The organism is Bradyrhizobium sp. MOS003 (assembly GCF_003020125.1).
GTDB lineage: Bacteria > Pseudomonadota > Alphaproteobacteria > Rhizobiales > Xanthobacteraceae > Bradyrhizobium.
The window spans coordinates 45,132-61,675 of the sequence record NZ_PYFW01000018.1 but is presented as its reverse complement, the minus strand read 5'-3'; the positions used below and the strand labels follow the sequence as shown (position 1 = coordinate 61,675).

At 65.3% G+C, this 16,544-nt stretch carries 16 protein-coding genes; 14 read left to right on the top strand and 2 right to left on the bottom strand.

All coding sequences use genetic code 11. The features are described from left to right. Positions 1-676 precede the first annotated feature (676 nt). The 4 genes from C7G42_RS34505 (at position 677) to C7G42_RS34490 (ending at position 3,471) form a co-directional block, all read left to right on the top strand. Positions 677-1,297 carry a TetR/AcrR family transcriptional regulator gene (locus C7G42_RS34505; RefSeq protein WP_106953279.1) on the top strand — a complete coding sequence of 207 codons (621 nt, stop codon included), beginning with the start codon at positions 677-679 and terminating at the stop codon, positions 1,295-1,297. Between the two features lie 53 nt (positions 1,298-1,350). Next, entirely contained in the window at positions 1,351-2,544 is a 1,194-nt protein-coding gene (locus tag C7G42_RS34500; RefSeq protein ID WP_106953278.1) for an MFS transporter, read from the top strand. A 159-nt stretch (positions 2,545-2,703) separates the two neighbouring features. Continuing rightward, entirely contained in the window at positions 2,704-3,123 is a 420-nt protein-coding gene (locus tag C7G42_RS34495) for a DUF4118 domain-containing protein (RefSeq protein WP_106953277.1), read from the top strand. Between the two features lie 138 nt (positions 3,124-3,261). Beyond that, positions 3,262-3,471: a hypothetical protein gene (locus tag C7G42_RS34490; protein WP_106953276.1), complete on the top strand. Its 210-nt coding sequence runs from the start codon at positions 3,262-3,264 to the stop codon at positions 3,469-3,471. A gap of 14 nt (positions 3,472-3,485) precedes the next feature. On the opposite strand, the gene C7G42_RS34485 is transcribed toward C7G42_RS34490, so the two are convergent. Then, positions 3,486-4,718 carry a class I SAM-dependent methyltransferase gene (locus C7G42_RS34485; protein ID WP_106953275.1) on the bottom strand — a complete coding sequence of 411 codons (1,233 nt, stop codon included), beginning with the start codon at positions 4,716-4,718 and terminating at the stop codon, positions 3,486-3,488. A 160-nt stretch (positions 4,719-4,878) separates the two neighbouring features. On the opposite strand from C7G42_RS34485, the gene rfbC reads away from it, so the two are divergent. Continuing rightward, positions 4,879-5,403, top strand: coding sequence for a dTDP-4-dehydrorhamnose 3,5-epimerase (gene rfbC / locus C7G42_RS34480; protein ID WP_106953274.1), 525 nt, complete (start codon positions 4,879-4,881; stop codon positions 5,401-5,403). Next, a complete protein-coding gene (locus C7G42_RS34475) occupies positions 5,400-6,296 on the top strand; it encodes an NAD-dependent epimerase/dehydratase family protein (RefSeq protein ID WP_106953273.1) in 897 nt (298 codons plus the stop codon). The genes rfbC and C7G42_RS34475 overlap by 4 nt, the downstream gene beginning before the upstream one ends. 229 nt (positions 6,297-6,525) lie before the next feature. On the opposite strand, the gene C7G42_RS34470 is transcribed toward C7G42_RS34475, so the two are convergent. Next, the gene (locus C7G42_RS34470) at positions 6,526-7,503 is read right to left on the bottom strand and encodes a LysR family transcriptional regulator (protein WP_106953272.1); all 978 of its coding nucleotides are present in this window, start codon (positions 7,501-7,503) and stop codon (positions 6,526-6,528) included. A gap of 119 nt (positions 7,504-7,622) precedes the next feature. Here C7G42_RS34470 and C7G42_RS34465 point away from each other — a divergent pair, with 119 nt between their 5' ends. The 8 genes from C7G42_RS34465 (at position 7,623) to rpe (ending at position 16,357) form a co-directional block, all read left to right on the top strand. Next, entirely contained in the window at positions 7,623-8,660 is a 1,038-nt protein-coding gene (locus C7G42_RS34465) for a class 1 fructose-bisphosphatase (protein WP_106953271.1), read from the top strand. Positions 8,661-8,672: 12 nt separating this feature from the next. After that, positions 8,673-9,548, top strand: coding sequence for a phosphoribulokinase (locus tag C7G42_RS34460; RefSeq protein WP_106953270.1), 876 nt, complete (start codon positions 8,673-8,675; stop codon positions 9,546-9,548). Positions 9,549-9,564: 16 nt separating this feature from the next. Then, on the top strand, positions 9,565-11,583 hold the full coding sequence (gene tkt, locus C7G42_RS34455) for a transketolase (RefSeq protein WP_106953269.1): 2,019 nt from the start codon (positions 9,565-9,567) through the stop codon (positions 11,581-11,583). Positions 11,584-11,604: 21 nt separating this feature from the next. Further along, on the top strand, positions 11,605-12,690 hold the full coding sequence (fba, locus tag C7G42_RS34450; protein ID WP_106953268.1) for a class II fructose-bisphosphate aldolase: 1,086 nt from the start codon (positions 11,605-11,607) through the stop codon (positions 12,688-12,690). 41 nt (positions 12,691-12,731) lie between these two features. Continuing rightward, the gene (locus C7G42_RS34445) at positions 12,732-14,192 is read left to right on the top strand and encodes a form I ribulose bisphosphate carboxylase large subunit (protein ID WP_106953267.1); all 1,461 of its coding nucleotides are present in this window, start codon (positions 12,732-12,734) and stop codon (positions 14,190-14,192) included. A 12-nt stretch (positions 14,193-14,204) separates the two neighbouring features. Beyond that, on the top strand, positions 14,205-14,612 hold the full coding sequence (locus C7G42_RS34440; RefSeq protein ID WP_106953266.1) for a ribulose bisphosphate carboxylase small subunit: 408 nt from the start codon (positions 14,205-14,207) through the stop codon (positions 14,610-14,612). A 96-nt stretch (positions 14,613-14,708) separates the two neighbouring features. Next, the gene (cbbX, locus tag C7G42_RS34435; RefSeq protein ID WP_106953265.1) at positions 14,709-15,623 is read left to right on the top strand and encodes a CbbX protein; all 915 of its coding nucleotides are present in this window, start codon (positions 14,709-14,711) and stop codon (positions 15,621-15,623) included. After that, positions 15,620-16,357 (top strand): ribulose-phosphate 3-epimerase, encoded by a 738-nt coding sequence (rpe, locus tag C7G42_RS34430; RefSeq protein ID WP_106953264.1) that lies wholly within the window; start codon positions 15,620-15,622, stop codon positions 16,355-16,357. Before cbbX ends, rpe begins: the two co-directional genes overlap by 4 nt. Positions 16,358-16,544: the final 187 nt, after the last annotated feature.

The window sequence follows — 16,544 nt, the reverse complement described above, 5'->3', positions numbered from 1 at the left end:
AAAGGAATGGTCGGCTCCCGGGAGATCACGGCATAAGCCGTCCAGCCATCGCGCAGGGAAGGCCGAGTGATCGGCGACACCTGTATGCTGCTGTGCGGTCTTTTTTTGCGCATTATTCGCGCAGCAGACCGCGGGTGCCAGCCGGCACCCGGCCTTCCCTGCGCCCTCTTGGCTCAAGAGGGTAGCGAGACCAGGCAAAGCTCGGGCGAAACGCGCCGCGAGAACGAGAAGGCGTGTCTGCAAGCCGAGCTGCGTGCCACAACCTCGATTCCGTAGGGTGGGCAAGGCGCAGCGTGCCCACGCCCTGTTGCTCGTGAAGAGCGATCGTGGGCACGGCGCTATGCGCCTTTGCCCACCCTACGGCACTGGCGTTGAGATTTGCACTTGAGCATTGCAACGGTGCAGAGAGCGTTGCGCTACACTCCACTCTCGTGCCTCGGACGCTGCGCAGCACGCCCGGCGTGCGAAGCGTCGTCCGGTGTGATGCGCTGCAGAGCCGGGGCCCATCCATCCGCATCGTGCCGTGTCGCGCTGGGTCTCGGTTCTGCGCAGCAACGCAAGAGGCGTTACAGCGCATCCGGGACACGAAATCCGGTCCCGCCGATAGGACCACCCGATCCACCCCATCACAACCAAGTGTCTTTATTAGGAAACAACCATTCCCTATTATCCCGCAATGCAAAAGGCCGGCCGCCGATCCCGATCCGTTGCCCGTCCGCCCGGTCGCCCCCGGGAGTTCGACATGGACATTGCGCTGGACCGCGCCGTGCGGGTGTTTCGCGAGCGCGGCTATCATGCGACCTCCATCGGCGACCTCACGGCGGCGATGCGGCTGGCGACGGGGAGCATCTACAAGGCGTTTCGCGACAAGCATGCGGTATTCCTGGCCGCCTTCGAGCGCTATACGGCGCTACGCCAGGAACAGACCCGCAGCGCCGCCCAGCGCGGCACCAACGGCCGCGACCGGATCCGCAATGTGCTGCTGTCCTATGTCGCGCAGTCCCAGGGCACTGAAGGACGCCGGGGCTGCCTCGTGGTCGGCAGCGCGGTCGAATTGTCGGCGGTCGATTCCGTCGTCGCCGACCGCGTCGGCGCCAAGCTCAAGACCAACGAAGATTTCATCGCCGGCCTCATTCGCGAGGGGCAGGCCGACGGCTCGATTCCCGGCCATGTCGCGGTCGCCGACACCGCGCGGCTGATGATCTGCATCACGCAGGGCCTGCGTGTTGTCGGCAAGGCGCGCCTGCCGCTCGACGGCGACCGTCTCGTCGGCGTCGCGATGAAGCTGCTCGCCTGAATTGTTGTCCTATTAGGGAATGATCGTTCCCGATATCTCGGAGACTGTACGCTATGACGATGAATGCCACGATCGAGACCGCACCCGGGCCGGATGCGGTGTCGCGGCGCCTGACCTTCGTGCTCGCCGCGGCCTGTGGCATGATCGCGGCCAACATCTACTACGCGCAGCCGCTGATCGCCCCGATCAGCGCCGCGCTCGGCCTGTCGCATGCGGCGGCCGGGCTGATCGTCACCATGACTCAGATCGGCTACGGCACCGGGCTGCTGCTGATCGTGCCGCTCGGCGATCTCGTCGAGAACCGCATCCTGATCTGCTCCGTCATCACGCTCGGCGCGGCGGCCCTGCTCGCGGCCGCGTTCGCCACCCATGCGTTGCCGTTCCTGGTCGCTGCGCTGTTCATCGGCATCGGTTCGGTCGCGGTGCAGATCATCATTCCCTATGCCGCGCATCTGGCGCCGGAAGCCATTCGCGGCCGCGTCGTTGGCAACGTCTCGACCGGCCTGATGCTCGGCATCATGCTGGCGCGTCCGGTGGCGAGCTTCGTCACTGCGGCGCTGTCGTGGCACGCGGTGTTCTTCGCCTCCGCCGCGCTGATGATCGTGCTGACGGCGGTGCTCTGGATGACGCTGCCGAACCGCAAGCCGGTGACGCGGATGCACTACGGCGAGCTGTTGCTGTCGATGCCGCATCTGGTGCGGGCGACGCCGCTGCTGCGACGCCGGGCGCTCTACCAGGCCAGCCTGTTCGGCTGCTTTACCCTGTTCTGGACCGTGGCGCCGCTCCAGCTCGCGGAGGCGTTCGGCTTCACCCAGCGCGGCATCGCGCTGTTCGCGCTCGCCGGTGTGGCGGGCGTGTTTGCAGCACCCATCGCCGGACGGCTCGCCGACCGCGGCCACAGCCGCGTCGCGACGCTGGTCGCGATGCTGCTCGCCGCCGGGGGATTCCTCGTGACCTATCTCGGCACGTCCGGCTCGATGCTGAACCTGGTCTGCCTGGTGGTGGCGGCGATCGCCATCGATGTCGGTGTCCAGGGCAATGTCGTGCTCGGCTTCCGCGCCATTTTCGCGCTCGGGCATGAGCACCGCAGCCGCCTCAACGGCCTCTACATGGCGACGTTCTTCACTGCCGGCGCCGCCGGTTCCGCGGTCGGCGCCTGGGCTTTCGCGCAAGGCGGCTGGACGCTCGCATCGGCCATCGGCCTCGCTTTGCCCGTCGCGGGCCTGCTCTACGCGGCGACCGAATAGCCGCCGGCCGGGCCTGATTGTGCGATGCGGCTGTTTACCAAGCCCCGGGGACGCGGCCCCTTGATGGCTCCGGCGCCGCAATTTCCATCTCGCGGTTTGCCTGCGGCTGTAGTACTTTGGTCTCAATTGGGCCCGGTCAACGGGCGGCGGGGGAGGCTGATGAGGCGTGCGGGTTTGTCTGGCGTACCGCGGGTACGGCCATGGTCGTGGCAGGCGTTCCTGCTCGGATTCGTGGTTGTCGCAATATCTGCCGCGCTTCAGGGCATCTGTGTCGCGTTCGGCGCAAAGCTCTATTTCGCGGCGTTCCTGCCCAGCATCTTCGTGGTCGGATTTGTCGCGGGCGCACCCGCGGCGGCGTTCACCGCGCTGCTCACCATTCCGGTGGTGTGGTGGGCGTTCATGCCGCCGTTCTTCAAGTTTGCCGTGCTCTCCAGCGCGAACGCTGACTCCATCAATCTGTTCTTCCTGCTGGCGGTATTCTTGATCGGCCTTGCCGATCTCTGCCGCGAGACGATGCGGATCACCACCAGCGGCGGGCGGAAGCCTCCGGGAGACAGCGCGGCAACGAATCCGCAATAACTGGTTAAGTCACGACCGCGCGCGTTGCCTGCGCGCAACAGTCCGGCAACCATCCGCGAACTCGGCAGTCGCCGCTAACTTTTCGAAAAAGATTTGGCCGCAATTTCTCCCCCGGGAATGACGAGGGAGTTTTCGGACATGAACGGCCAAATCAACGGTCAGGCCATTTTGGAGAACGTGCGCCGTTACCGCGGCATCGCATCGCTCTATCGCCAGACCGCCGCATTCCGCCCCGGCCAGAGCTGGTCGCTGCTGGAGCAGGCGAGCGATTGGGAGGCGCGGGCGTTGCTGGAGCTGGAAGCCTATTTCGCGACGCGCATGGACTACGCCGCTCCGCTCGCAGCCTGATCGTTAACCATCGCTCACGATATGATCGTGAGATCGGGTGCGGGCACCGCGAATTGTCCGCCCCAGGCGCGAACCTCCGCCAGCTGGGCGATGATCTCGTCCTTCAGATTCCAGGGCAGGATGAAGACGTAATCAGGCCTGGCAGCGATCAAGGCGGCGGAATCGCGGATCGGCAGATGCGTTCCCGGAAGCAGCAGGCCCTGCTTGTGCGGATTGCGGTCAACGGTGAACGGAATCAGCTCGCGCGTGATGCCGCAATAATTCAGCAGCGTGTTGCCCTTCGCGGGCGCGCCATAGGCGAGCACCGTCTTGCCCGCGCGCTTCGCCGCGACGAGAAAGTCGCGGATCGTCTCGCGCTTCGCCGCGACCTTCGCCTGAAAATCGAGATAGCTCGCGGGCTGGTTGAGCCCGGCGACGGCCTCGCGCTGACGCAATTGCGCAAGCGTCGACGATGGGCTCCGAGGCGCAGCTTCGCTGCAGACGTGCAGACGGAGCGAGCCGCCATGGGTCGGCAATTCATCCAAGTCGAAGACGCGCAAATCATGGGCGCGAAAGACCCTCTCGAGGGTCGCGAGCGAGAAGTACGAGAGGTGCTCGTGATAGATCGTGTCGAACTGGATGCCCTCGATCAGGTGCAACAGATGCGGAAGCTCCAGCGTCGCGCGCCCGGTCTCGGGCAGCAGAATGCGCAGGCCGCCGACGAAATCGTTGATATCGGGAACGTGCGGCAGCACGTTGTTGGCGACGATCAGCTCGGGCCTGTGGGCTTCGGCGCGCAGCGCGGTCGCGACATCGCGGCCGAAATAGCAGGTCCGGGTCGGGATGCCCTTGGCGATGGCAGCGGCCGCCGGGCCGCTGGCGGGCTCGATCCCGAGCGCGCGGATGCCGGCGCGCTGGAAATACTGCAGCAGATATCCGTCATTGCTGGCGATCTCGATCACCTCGGACGCCGCGCCGAGCTTCGCGCGGGCGATCATCTCTGCGGCATAGCCCTCCGCATGCCGCAGCCAGCTCTCGGAATAGGACGAATAATAGAGATACTGCTCGAAGATGTTGGCAGCAGGCTCGAATTGCGGAAGCTGCACCAGCCCGCAGGCATCGCACGCACGGGCATGCAGCGGATAGGCCGGCTCGGTCGCATCCGCCCGCTCCGGCGACACGAAGGAATTCGCCAAAGGCGACAGGCCGAGATCGACGAAGGTTTCGTCGAGCGCCCGCGCGCAAAAGCGGCATCGATGCCTGTCCATGAACGGATCGTCCGTTGTGCCTGCGCGCCGCGGCTGTTAGTGAATTTCCCAAGCCACGGAAACTCCGACAAGGTTGCGCATGATGCAACCGAAAAGGCGTTACGGTGAACGGATGTTCGCAACGGCAATTGGCGCAGCGTCAATGTGCGGGGGGCCCGGGATGAACTTCACGGCATTGGCTCTGCCAGGCGTGATCGAAATCGGCATCCAGCCGGAGATCGATGCGCGCGGATTCTTCGCCCGTCTGTTCGACACCGAGGCCTTCGCGGCACAGGGCCTGCCGACGCAGTTCGCGCAACACAGCCTCTCGCATAACGAACGCGCCGGCACCCTGCGGGGCCTGCACTACCAGGCGGGCCGGCCGGAGGCCAAGCTGGTGCGATGCGTGGCCGGCCGCGCCTTCGACGTGATCGTCGATTTGCGCCGGTCGCTGCCGAGCTATGGGCAATGGTGTTCGGTCGAGCTCGCCGCCGATCGCGGCAACGCCGTGTTCATTCCCGCCGGATGCGCGCACGGCTTCCAGACGCTCATCGACGGGACCGAGCTGATGTATTGCATCGATGTGCCCTATGACGCGCAAGCTGCGGCCGGTATTCGCTGGGACGATCCATCGCTGGCGATCGACTGGCCGCTCGCCGATCCGATCCTGTCCGCACGCGACCGCGCGCTGCCGTATCTCGCATGAAGCGGGTTCTGGTCACGGGTGCGTCGGGCTTCATCGGCCGCGCGTTGCTGCCCGTGCTGGTTGGTCGCGGCTTCGAGGTCCACGGCGTCGCGCGCTCCGCTCAATCGGCGATGGCCGGCGTGACGTGGCACGCCGCCGATCTCCTCACCGAAGCCGGCCGTCGGCATGCGCTGTCCGTATCGCGGCCGACGCATCTGGTTCATCTCGCCTGGGAAGCCAGGCCGGGCCGCTATCGCGAGGATCCGGTCAACCGGCTCTGGGCCGAGGCGAGCATTGAACTGCTGTCGCACGCGCGAGCCTGCGGCACCGGCCGGATCCTCGGCATCGGCAGCTGCCTCGAATATGGACCGCAGAGCGCCCTATGTGAGGAACGCGCCAGCCAATGCCGTCCCACGACACTGTACGGACAAGCCAAGCTCGGCACGGCCGAAGCCTACATCGCGGCAGGCGCCGCCTGGGGCCGTGTGTTCATTCCGTTCGGCCCGCACGAGCCGGACGCGCGCCTGGTCCCCTCGCTGATCCGGAGCCTGCGCGCGGGACAGCATTTCGATTGCTCGCATGGCGGGCAGCTGCGCGATGTCGTCTATGTCGATGACCTCGCCCAAATGATCGCCGCCGTGCTCGATAGCGAACTCGCTGGTGTCGTCAATCTCGCCAGCGGCGAGGTACGCAGCCTGCGCAGCGTGATCGAGCATGTGGCTGGTCTGCTCGACGCAACGCATCTGGTCAGGTTCGGGGCCCTCGCCGCAACGGGCGTCGATGCCGAACCGATCCTGGCCGCCGACGTCCGCCGCATGCGCGGAGTCACCGCCGGCGTGCCGGTCATCGGATTCGCGGCGGGCGCTGCGCGCACTCTCGCATGGTGGCTTGACCGTCTGCCGGGGATGGGATGACGTGCGGTCTCCGCGCAACAGGCCAGCGGCAAGCGGCAGGCGTGGCAATTACGGAGTTGTCTCGCTGGCCGCCTGTGCTAGCAACGGGCCGATCGAAATCTCCTTCACGTCGGCCGGGGCAAGTGATGACCACGTTCAACCGCATCTTCACGACCGAGCGCCTGTTCCAGATCATCGTGGTTCTGGCGGCGACCGTCGCCATGAAGCTGATGAGCTGAATGCCGTCCGGTTATCGCGCGCCGAAGTCGGGTACGTCGGGCAGATAGTTCGACCCTTCCGAGCCCAGAAAATCGAACATCGCCTGCGCTGGCGGCAGCAGCACCTTGTCGCTGCGGCGGATCACATACCATTGCCGCACGATCGGCAGGCCGGCGACGTCGAGTACGACGAGCCGGCCCTCGGCGAGTTCGTGCGCGACCGTGTGGGCCGAGATGAAGGCGATGCCGAGCCCGGCGATCACGGCCTGCTTGATGGTCTCGTTGCTGCTCATCTCCATGCCGACGATCGGCTCGAGGTCGGACTTCTGGAACATGCCCTCCATCAGCGTCCGCGTGCCCGAGCCGGGCTCGCGGGTGAGAAATGTCTCATGCACGAGGTCGGTCAGGTTGAGGCCGGAATCGTTCTCCAGCCAGTGCCCCTTGCGCGCGACGATGATGTGCGGATTGCGCCCGAGCTGGCGGACGTCGACGGTGACGTCGGCCGGTGGCCGACCCATCACCGCGAAATCCAGGTCGTAGCCGTGCATGGCCTCGCGGATCTCCTTGCGATTGCCGATGGTCAGCTTGATCTCGATCTTGGGGTGGCGTTTGGAAAATGCTGCGATCGCATGCGGCACGAAATATTTCGCGGTCGAGACCGCGCCGAGATGCACGCTGCCGCCGGTCCGCCCGGCGAGCAGGTCCAGCGCGCCCTGGCAGTCCATGATGGCGGCCTCGACCCGCTCGGCCAGCACCAAGACCTCCTTCCCCGCCTCGGTCAGCAGCATGCCATCGCCGGTCCGCTGCACCAGCGGCAGGCCGGCGAGATCCTGAAGCTGCCGCAGCTGCTGGGTCACGGCCGGCTGGGTCAGCCCGAGATGGCCGGACGCCGCCGTCACGCTGCCCTTGGCTGAGAGCGCCGCAAGCGAACGCAGCTGACGGATCGTCAGGTGCCGGAGCTGGGCGGTCGCGTGGCCGGGACCATTATAAGAAAATTCTTTGACGCTCATTATGATTAGAAATTTCCCTTATTAAGCGGCCCCTGTCAATCTCCTGATGCCGGGACTGACCGTACCGACCTCCAGAGCGGACGGAACTGGATACGGCACCGGCAACGGGATGGACGCTGATGACCGGGCAACTGAGGCTGGACGACCACCTTCAACGGTATTCCGAGACCGCGCCTCATGCGCTGGCCGTGGCGGCCGCGGTCGACGCGATCGCGGCGGCCGCGATCGAGATCGCCGATCTCATTGCCACCGGTGATCTCGCGGACGCCTCCGGCCTGACCACCGGCCGCAACAGCGACGGCGACGTCCAGCGCGATCTCGACGTGCAGGCGGACGCGATCCTGCGCCGCTGCCTCAACAGGCTGCCGATCGCAGCGCTTGCTTCGGAAGAGATGCGCGAGGCCCAGTTGGGCGATCGCGAAGGCTGCATCTGCATCGCGATCGATCCGCTCGACGGCTCTTCCAACATCGACATCAACATGACGGTCGGCACAATCTTCTCGATCCTGCCCGCGCCCGATGACCTGTCGCTCGCCTTCCACCAGCGCGGCACCGCGCAGCTTGGGGCGGGCTTCGTCACCTACGGCCCGCAGACCTCGCTGGTGCTGACGCTCGGCGAGGGCGTCGACATCTTCACACTCGACCGCAAGGCGGGCTGCTTCCGCCTCGCACGCAGCGGTGTGCAGATCGCCGAGGCCTGCGAGGAGTTCGCGATCAACGTGTCGAACCGCCGTCACTGGGAGCCGCCGGTGCGCGCCTATGTCGACGAATGCCTCGCGGGCGTCGAAGGGCCCGCCAACCACGATTTCAACATGCGCTGGGTCGGCTCGCTGGTCGCCGAGGCCTATCGCATCCTCACCCGCGGCGGCGTCTTCCTCTATCCCTCGGATGGGCGCGCCGGCTATGGCGACGGCCGCTTGCGGCTGACTTACGAGGCGCATCCGATGGCGATGATCATCGAGCAGGCCGGCGGCTCCGCAACGACGGGGCGCGAGCGAATCCTCGACCTCGCGGCGCAAAACCTGCACCAGCGCGTGCCGCTGATCATGGGATCGAGCAGGGAGGTGCGGCGGCTCGAGGAGCTGCATTGCGACCCGCTGCTGGTGGCCAGCGGCTCATCGCCGCTGTTCGCGCGGCGCGGATTCTTCCGCATCTGAACGAGGCCACGCATGTCCAGGAAGCATCCCATCATCTCCATCACCGGCTCTTCCGGCGCCGGTACCACGTCGGTCAAGAAGACCTTCGAGCAGATATTCTTCCGCGAGAAGGTCAATGCCGCCTACATCGAGGGTGACGCCTTCCATCGCTACGACCGCGCCGAGATGCGCACGCAGATGGCAAAGGAGGCCGATCGCGGCAACAAGCATTTCAGCCATTTCAGTCCCGAGACCAATCTGTTCGAGGAGCTGGAGCGCGCGTTCCGCGACTATGGCGAGACCGGCACCGCGACGACACGGCATTACGTGCATGACGCCGAGGAGTCTGCGTTGCACGGCACGGCGCCCGGTACCTTCACCGATTGGAAAAAGCTGCCGGAGAATTCGGACCTGCTGTTCTACGAGGGTCTGCATGGCGCCGTCGTCACCGACAAGGTCAACGTCGCGCGCTATGCCGACCTCAAGATCGGCGTCGTGCCCGTCATCAATCTCGAATGGATCCAGAAGCTGCACCGCGACCGCAGCGCGCGCGGCTATTCGACCGAGGCGGTCACCGACACCGTCCTGCGGCGGATGCCCGACTACATTCACTACATCTGCCCGCAATTTTCCGAGACCGACATCAACTTCCAGCGCGTGCCGACGGTCGACACTTCCAATCCGTTCGTCGCCCGCTGGATCCCCACGCCGGACGAATCGATGGTGGTAATCCGCTTCAAGAATCCGCGCGGCATCGACTTCCCCTACCTGCTCTCGATGCTGCCGCAAAGCTGGATGTCGCGTGCGAACTCGATCGTGTGTCCGGGCGCGAAGCTCGACCTCGCGATGCAGCTGATCCTGACGCCGCTGATCATGCAGCTGATCGAGCGCAAGCGAAATCTGAAGTGAACGAGGGGAGAATCCAATGAACATCTCCGTCCACGCCGAAGCCGACCTCTACGCGGTCAGCCACAACAATCTCGCCAACGCTGTCCGCTTCCTCGCGGTCGACGCCATCGAGACCTCGCAGTCGGGCCATCCCGGCTTGCCCATGGGTATGGCCGATGTCGCCACTGTGCTGTTCTCGCGTTTTCTGAAATTCGACTCGGCGCATCCGAACTGGCCGGATCGCGACCGCTTCGTGCTGTCGGCGGGCCACGGCTCGATGCTGCTCTATGCGCTGCTGCATCTGACCGGCGGCGATGTCAGCCTCGACGATATCAAGGCTTTCAGGCAATGGGGCTCGAAGACGCCGGGTCATCCGGAATACGGCCATACGCCGGGCGTCGAGATGACGACCGGGCCGCTGGGGCAGGGCATCGCGACGGCTGTCGGCATGGCGCTGGCCGAGCGGATGGGCAATGCGCGGCATGGAGATGGCCTCGTCGATCACTTCACCTACGTGATCGCAGGTGACGGCTGCCTGATGGAGGGCCTCAGCCAGGAGGCGATCTCGCTCGCCGGGCACCTTCAGCTCGGCCGTCTGATCGTGTTGTTCGACGACAATGGCATCTCGATCGACGGACCGACCTCTCTGGCAACCTCCGACGACCAGCTCGCGCGCTTCGCCGCCTCCGGCTGGTCGGTGCGCAGCATCGACGGACACGATCCCGAAGCCATCGCAAAGGCGATCGCAGAGGAGCGCGAGACCGCAAAGCCGTCGCTGATCGCCTGCCGTACCATCATCGGCTACGGCGCGCCCGACAGACAGGGCACCGAGAAGGCCCATGGCGCGCCGCTCGGCGCCGAGCAGACAGCGGCGGCGCGCCGGGCTCTCGGCTGGGACTATCAGCCCTTCGTTGTGCCGATACCGATCGGCAAGGCATGGCGGATGATCGGACAGCGCGGGCAGGTGGACCGGCTCGCCTGGCTCGATCGCTATGAAGGCGCGACGCCCGAGCAGCGCGACATGTTCGTCGAAGGCAAGGCGGTTGCCCTGCCGGCCGCCTATGCGTTGGCCGCGGCGAAATTGCGCGAACGCTTTGCGTCCGAGCGTCCGAAGCTCGCGACCCGGCAGGCCTCGCAACAGGTGCTCGATGGCATCGCAGGGACGATCGCCGGCCTGGTCGGCGGCTCCGCGGACCTCACGCACTCGAACCTTACGCACGCCAAGGTGCAAGTCCCCGTCAAGCGCGGGGCGTTCGCCGGCGACTACATCCACTATGGCATTCGCGAGCACGGCATGGCCGCCGCGATGAACGGCCTTGCGCTGCATGGCGGCTTTATCCCGTATGGCGGCACCTTCCTCGCGTTCTCGGATTACAGCCGGCCGGCGATCCGCCTTGCGGCCCTGATGCGGCTGCGCGTCATCCATGTGATGACCCACGATTCCATCGGGCTCGGCGAAGACGGCCCCACGCACCAGCCGGTTGAGCATCTGGCGGCGCTGCGGGTGATCCCGAACCTCCTGGTGTTCCGCCCCGCCGACGCGGTGGAGACGCTGGAAGCCTGGGACTGCGCGCTCAATTCCGAAAACCGCCCCTCTGTGCTGTGCCTCTCGCGTCAGGCGTTGCCGACTTTCCGCAGCGATGCGCGCGGCAAAAACCGGGTCTCGCGCGGCGCCTATCTCGTCGTCTCGCCGGACGGCGGCCGCGACGTGACGCTGATCGCGACCGGCTCGGAGGTGTCGATCGCACTGGAAGCCGCCCGCCTGCTCGCGACCGAGCACATCCGCGCGGCCGTCGTGTCCGCGCCTTGCTTCGCCCTGTTCGAGGAACAGCCGGACGAATACCGCGCCACCGTGCTCGGCACCGCGCCGCGCGTCGGTGTCGAGGCGGCCGTACAGGGCGATTGGTCGCGCTGGATCGGTGCTGACGGCGCGTTCGTCGGCATGCGCGGCTTCGGCGCCTCGGCACCGGCACCCGTGCTGTACCGCGAATTCGGCATCACGCCGCAAAGCATTGCGGAAGCGGCCCGCCGGGCGATCGCCCGCACGAGGCAATAAAGACAATAGGGAGGACAACTCGTGGCACGTATCACCCTCAGGCAATTGCTCGACCATGCAGCCGGCCACGGCTACGCGGTGCCGGCGTTCAACATCAACAACATGGAGCAGGGCATCGCGATCATGCAGGCGGCTGCCGAGGTCGATGCGCCCGTGATCATCCAGGCCTCGCGTGGCGCGCGCAGCTATGCCGGCGATCTCATGCTCTCGCATATGATCGACGCGTTGGAGCGGACCTATCCGGACATTCCACTCTGCATGCATCAGGACCACGGCAACGACGAGGCGACCTGCGCCTCCGCCATCGCCCACGGCTTCACCTCCGTCATGATGGACGGCTCGCTCGAGGCCGATGCCAAGACGGCGGCCGATTACGACTACAACGTCGCGATCACCCGCCGCGTCGTCGATCTCGCGCATTGGGTCGGCGCCTCCGTTGAAGGCGAGCTTGGCGTGCTCGGCTCGCTGGAACATGGCGGTGGCGAGCAGGAAGATGGGCACGGTGTCGAGGGCAAGGTCAGCCACGACCAGCTCCTGACCGATCCTGATCAGGCGGTCGACTTCGTTCGTGCCACCAAGGTCGATGCGCTCGCCATCGCGATGGGCACCTCGCACGGCGCCTACAAATTCAGTCGCAAGCCGGATGGCGACATCCTGGCGATGCGGGTGGTTGAGGAGATTCACCGCCGGCTGCCGAACACGCATCTGGTGATGCACGGCTCCTCGTCTGTGCCGCAGCCGCTCCAGGACATGTTCAACCAGTTCGGCGGCGAGATGCCCCAGACCTGGGGCGTGCCGGTCGAGGAAATCGTTCGCGGCATCAAGAGCGGTGTGCGCAAGGTCAATATCGACACCGACTGCCGCCTCGCAATGACGGCGGTGTTCCGCAAGGTCGCCGCGCAAAACCGCAGCGAGTTCGACCCACGAAAATTCCTCAAGCCCGCGATGGATGCGATGCGCGAACTCTGCCGCGAGCGTTTCGAGCAGTTCGGCACCGCAGGCCATGCCAGCAGAATCAAGGTGATCCCGATGAGCGAGATGGCGCGGCGCTACCGCGCAGGCGAGCTCGATCCACGCATCGATGCCCGTGAGCCCGTCGCTGCCTGAGCAGAGTCAGAGACCAGAAGAGAGAAACGAGGGAGAGAGCCATGAACGCACATACAGGAACCGTCCGCGGCAAAGAGCGCTATCGATCGGGCACGATGGAATACGCTCGCATGGGCTATTGGGAGCCCGACTATGTGCCGAAGGATACTGACGTCATCGCGCTGTTTCGCGTGACGCCGCAGGAAGGCGTCGATCCGATCGAGGCCTCTGCTGCGGTGGCCGGTGAATCCTCGACCGCGACCTGGACGGTGGTGTGGACCGATCGCCTCACGGCCGCGGAGAAATATCGCGCGAAATGCTACCGCGTCGATCCGGTGCCGGGCACGCCGGGCTCGTACTTCGCCTACATCGCCTATGACCTCGACCTGTTCGAGCCGGGCTCGATCGCCAACCTCTCGGCCTCGATCATCGGCAACGTGTTCGGCTTCAAGCCGCTCAAGGCCCTTCGCCTGGAGGACATGCGTTTCCCGGTCGCCTATGTGAAGACGTTCCAGGGACCCGCGACTGGCATCGTGGTCGAGCGCGAGCGGCTGGACAAGTTCGGCCGGCCTTTGCTGGGTGCGACCGTGAAGCCGAAGCTCGGGTTGTCGGGACGCAACTACGGCCGCGTGGTCTACGAGGCGCTCAAGGGCGGACTCGATTTCACCAAGGACGACGAGAACATCAACTCGCAGCCCTTCATGCACTGGCGCGACCGTTTCCTCTATTGCATGGAGGCCGTGAACCGCGCGCAGGCAGCCTCCGGCGAGGTGAAGGGCACGTACCTGAATGTCACCGCGGGTACGATGGAAGACATGTACGAGCGCGCGGAGTTCGCGAAAGAGCTCGGCTCGGTCATCGTCATGATCGACCTCGTGATCGGCTACACCGCGATCCAGTCCATGGCGAGATGGGCGCGCCGCAACGACATGATCCTGCATCTTCACCGCGCCGGTCACTCGACTTATACGCGGCAGAAGATCCACGGCGTGTCGTTCCGCGTGATCGCCAAATGGATGCGACTCGCCGGTGTTGACCACATCCACGCCGGCACCGTGGTCGGTAAGCTTGAGGGCGACCCCCACACCACGCGCGGCTACTACGATGTCTGCCGCGAGGAGTTTAATGCGACCAAGCTCGAACATGGTCTGTTCTTCGACCAGTCGTGGGCGAGCCTCAACAAAATGATGCCAGTCGCCTCGGGCGGCATCCATGCCGGCCAGATGCACCAGTTGCTCGATCACCTCGGCGAGGACGTCGTGCTGCAGTTCGGCGGTGGCACCATCGGTCATCCCATGGGGATCGCGGCCGGTGCAATCGCAAACCGCGTGGCGCTCGAGGCGATGATCCTCGCGCGCAACGAGGGGCGCGACTACGTCCACGAAGGTCCGGAGATCCTGGCCAGGGCGGCGGAAACCTGCACGCCGCTGAAGGCCGCGCTCGAGGTCTGGAAGGACGTCAGCTTCAACTATCAATCCACGGACACACCGGACTTCGTGCCGACCGCGCTGGAAACCGTTTGAGGAGACGACATCATGAAACTGACCCAAGGCTGCTTCTCGTTCCTGCCTGACCTCACCGACGACCAGATCACCAAGCAGGTGCAGTATTGCCTCGCCAACGGCTGGGCGGTGAATATCGAGTTCACCGACGACCCGCACCCCCGCAACACCTATTGGGAGATGTGGGGCCTGCCGATGTTCGATCTCCAGGACGCCGCCGGCGTGATGATGGAGCTTGCCGAATGCCGCAGGGTTTATGGCGACCGCTACATCCGCATCAGCGGCTTCGATTCCAGCCATGGCTGGGAATCGGTGCGGATTTCGTTCCTGGTCAACCGGCCACCGCAGGAGGCGGAATTCGAGCTGGTGCGGCAGGAGATCGGCGGGCGCGCAATCCGCTACAGCACCGTCCGAAAGAACGTCGCGCACGCGCCGCAATAGCCATTCGTCTCCGCGCGGAGCCTTGTTGCTCCAGATCCTTGGCGGACAACTGCTTCGCCGCCGCCCCGCGGCGAAGCCCTTTTATTCGAGGCGCCGATGCTTGATGTGTCCACCACCGAAACTGCGTTCGACCTTCGCAAAGAGGCCGAAGCAGCCGGCATCACCGATACGCTGCAGCAACTCGATCAGGAGCTGATCGGCCTGCGGCCGGTCAAGGACCGCGTGCGCCAGATCGCTTCGCTGCTGCTTATCGAGCGCATTCGGCAGCGTGCAGGCCTGGCCTCCTCACCGCCGACGCTGCATATGTCGTTTACCGGCAATCCCGGCACCGGCAAGACCACCGTCGCGCTGCGGATGGCGAAGATCCTGCACGGTCTCGGCTTCGTGCGGCGCGGGCAGGTGATCTCGGTCACGCGCGACGATCTCGTCGGTCAGTATATTGGCCACACCGCGCCGAAGACCAAGGAGATCCTGAAGAAGGCGATGGGCGGCGTGCTCTTCATCGACGAAGCCTATTATCTGCACCGGCCCGACAACGAGCGAGACTACGGCCAGGAGGCCATTGAGATCCTGCTCCAGGTCATGGAGAACCAGCGCGAGGACCTCGTCGTGATTCTGGCCGGCTATCGCGAACGGATGACGACCTTCTTCGGCTCCAATCCCGGCTTCCGCTCCCGCATCGCCCATCATATCGAATTCCCGGACTATTCGCAGGCCGAGTTGCTGGTCATTGCCGAATTGATGCTGAAGGAACGTGGCTACCGCTTTTCCGCGGCAGCCCGCGAGGCCTTCGAGAAGTACATCGATCTGCGCCGGACCCAGCCGTTCTTCTCCAACGCGCGCTCGATCCGCAACGCCGTCGACCGCATCCGGCTCCGGCAGGCCGACCGCCTGGTCTCCGACCTCGACCGCATGCTCAACACCGTCGACCTCGAAACCATCGACCCGGCCGACGTGCTGGCCAGTCGTGTTTTCAGCGGCGGCGCGGATGCCCGGAGGGCGGAGCCATGACCGGAGAGATCATCATCGCTCCCTCGATCCTTGCCGCGGATTTCGCGCGTCTCGGCGAAGAGATCGCGGCGATCGACACGGCCGGCGCCGACTGGATCCATTGCGACGTCATGGACGGACATTTCGTGCCGAACATCAGCTTCGGTGCCGATGTCATCAAGGCGATCAGGCCGTCGACGAAGAAGATCTTCGACGTGCATCTCATGATCGCGCCTGTCGATCCCTATCTCGAGGCGTTCGCGAAGGCGGGGGCTGACGTCATCACCGTTCATGCCGAAGCCGGCGCCCATCTCGATCGTTCGCTTCAGGCCATCCGCGCGCTCGGCAAGAAGGCCGGTGTCAGCCTGTGCCCGTCAACGCCCGATGCCGCGATCGAATATGTGCTCGATCGTCTCGACCTCGTACTGGTGATGACGGTCAATCCCGGCTTTGGCGGCCAGTCCTTCCTGGACTCTCAGCTCCCCAAGATCGAGCGGATCAAAGCCATGATCGGCGACCGGCCGATCCGGCTCGAGGTTGACGGCGGTGTCACGCGCGACAATGCCGCTGTGGTGGCCGCCGCGGGCGCCGATACGCTGGTGGCGGGTTCCGCGGTGTTTCGCGGCAAGAGCGTTGCCGAATATGCCGCAAATATCGTGGCCATTCGGACCGCGGCCGAGGCGGGTCGGGTTCCGAAGCGGCAAGATCATGCCGTGCAGCCGATGCGCATCGGCGAAGGCGCGCGCATCCGGTAAATTACTCAGGGCAATGCCAAGCGCTTGGGCCGAGGTGTCGATCGTCTCATCGGGCGCATTTTTCTCCGGGTTCCTACGGAGAATCCAACGCGACTCGGGCAATCCCCTTCATGCTGGGGTAACCAACGGTGTCGAAGCACCCGCGCGATTAACGGGGATGCAATGCGCCGCTCCACAATCTGTGGTT

What these genes read in the sequence shown, in the direction of transcription:
- C7G42_RS34460 (WP_106953270.1), top strand. Translation starts at nt 8,673, where the DNA reads ATGTCCAGGAAGCATCCCATCATCTCCATCACCGGCTCTTCCGGCGCC.
- tkt (WP_106953269.1), top strand. Translation starts at nt 9,565, where the DNA reads ATGAACATCTCCGTCCACGCCGAAGCCGACCTCTACGCGGTCAGCCAC.
- C7G42_RS34505 (WP_106953279.1), top strand. Translation starts at nt 677, where the DNA reads ATGCAAAAGGCCGGCCGCCGATCCCGATCCGTTGCCCGTCCGCCCGGT.
- rpe (WP_106953264.1), top strand. Translation starts at nt 15,620, where the DNA reads ATGACCGGAGAGATCATCATCGCTCCCTCGATCCTTGCCGCGGATTTC.
- cbbX (WP_106953265.1), top strand. Translation starts at nt 14,709, where the DNA reads ATGCTTGATGTGTCCACCACCGAAACTGCGTTCGACCTTCGCAAAGAG.
- C7G42_RS34470 (WP_106953272.1), bottom strand. Translation starts at nt 7,503, where the DNA reads ATGAGCGTCAAAGAATTTTCTTATAATGGTCCCGGCCACGCGACCGCC.
- rfbC (WP_106953274.1), top strand. Translation starts at nt 4,879, where the DNA reads ATGAACTTCACGGCATTGGCTCTGCCAGGCGTGATCGAAATCGGCATC.
- C7G42_RS34485 (WP_106953275.1), bottom strand. Translation starts at nt 4,718, where the DNA reads ATGGACAGGCATCGATGCCGCTTTTGCGCGCGGGCGCTCGACGAAACC.
- C7G42_RS34490 (WP_106953276.1), top strand. Translation starts at nt 3,262, where the DNA reads ATGAACGGCCAAATCAACGGTCAGGCCATTTTGGAGAACGTGCGCCGT.
- C7G42_RS34440 (WP_106953266.1), top strand. Translation starts at nt 14,205, where the DNA reads ATGAAACTGACCCAAGGCTGCTTCTCGTTCCTGCCTGACCTCACCGAC.
- C7G42_RS34465 (WP_106953271.1), top strand. Translation starts at nt 7,623, where the DNA reads ATGACCGGGCAACTGAGGCTGGACGACCACCTTCAACGGTATTCCGAG.
- C7G42_RS34445 (WP_106953267.1), top strand. Translation starts at nt 12,732, where the DNA reads ATGAACGCACATACAGGAACCGTCCGCGGCAAAGAGCGCTATCGATCG.
- C7G42_RS34475 (WP_106953273.1), top strand. Translation starts at nt 5,400, where the DNA reads ATGAAGCGGGTTCTGGTCACGGGTGCGTCGGGCTTCATCGGCCGCGCG.
- C7G42_RS34495 (WP_106953277.1), top strand. Translation starts at nt 2,704, where the DNA reads ATGAGGCGTGCGGGTTTGTCTGGCGTACCGCGGGTACGGCCATGGTCG.
- C7G42_RS34500 (WP_106953278.1), top strand. Translation starts at nt 1,351, where the DNA reads ATGACGATGAATGCCACGATCGAGACCGCACCCGGGCCGGATGCGGTG.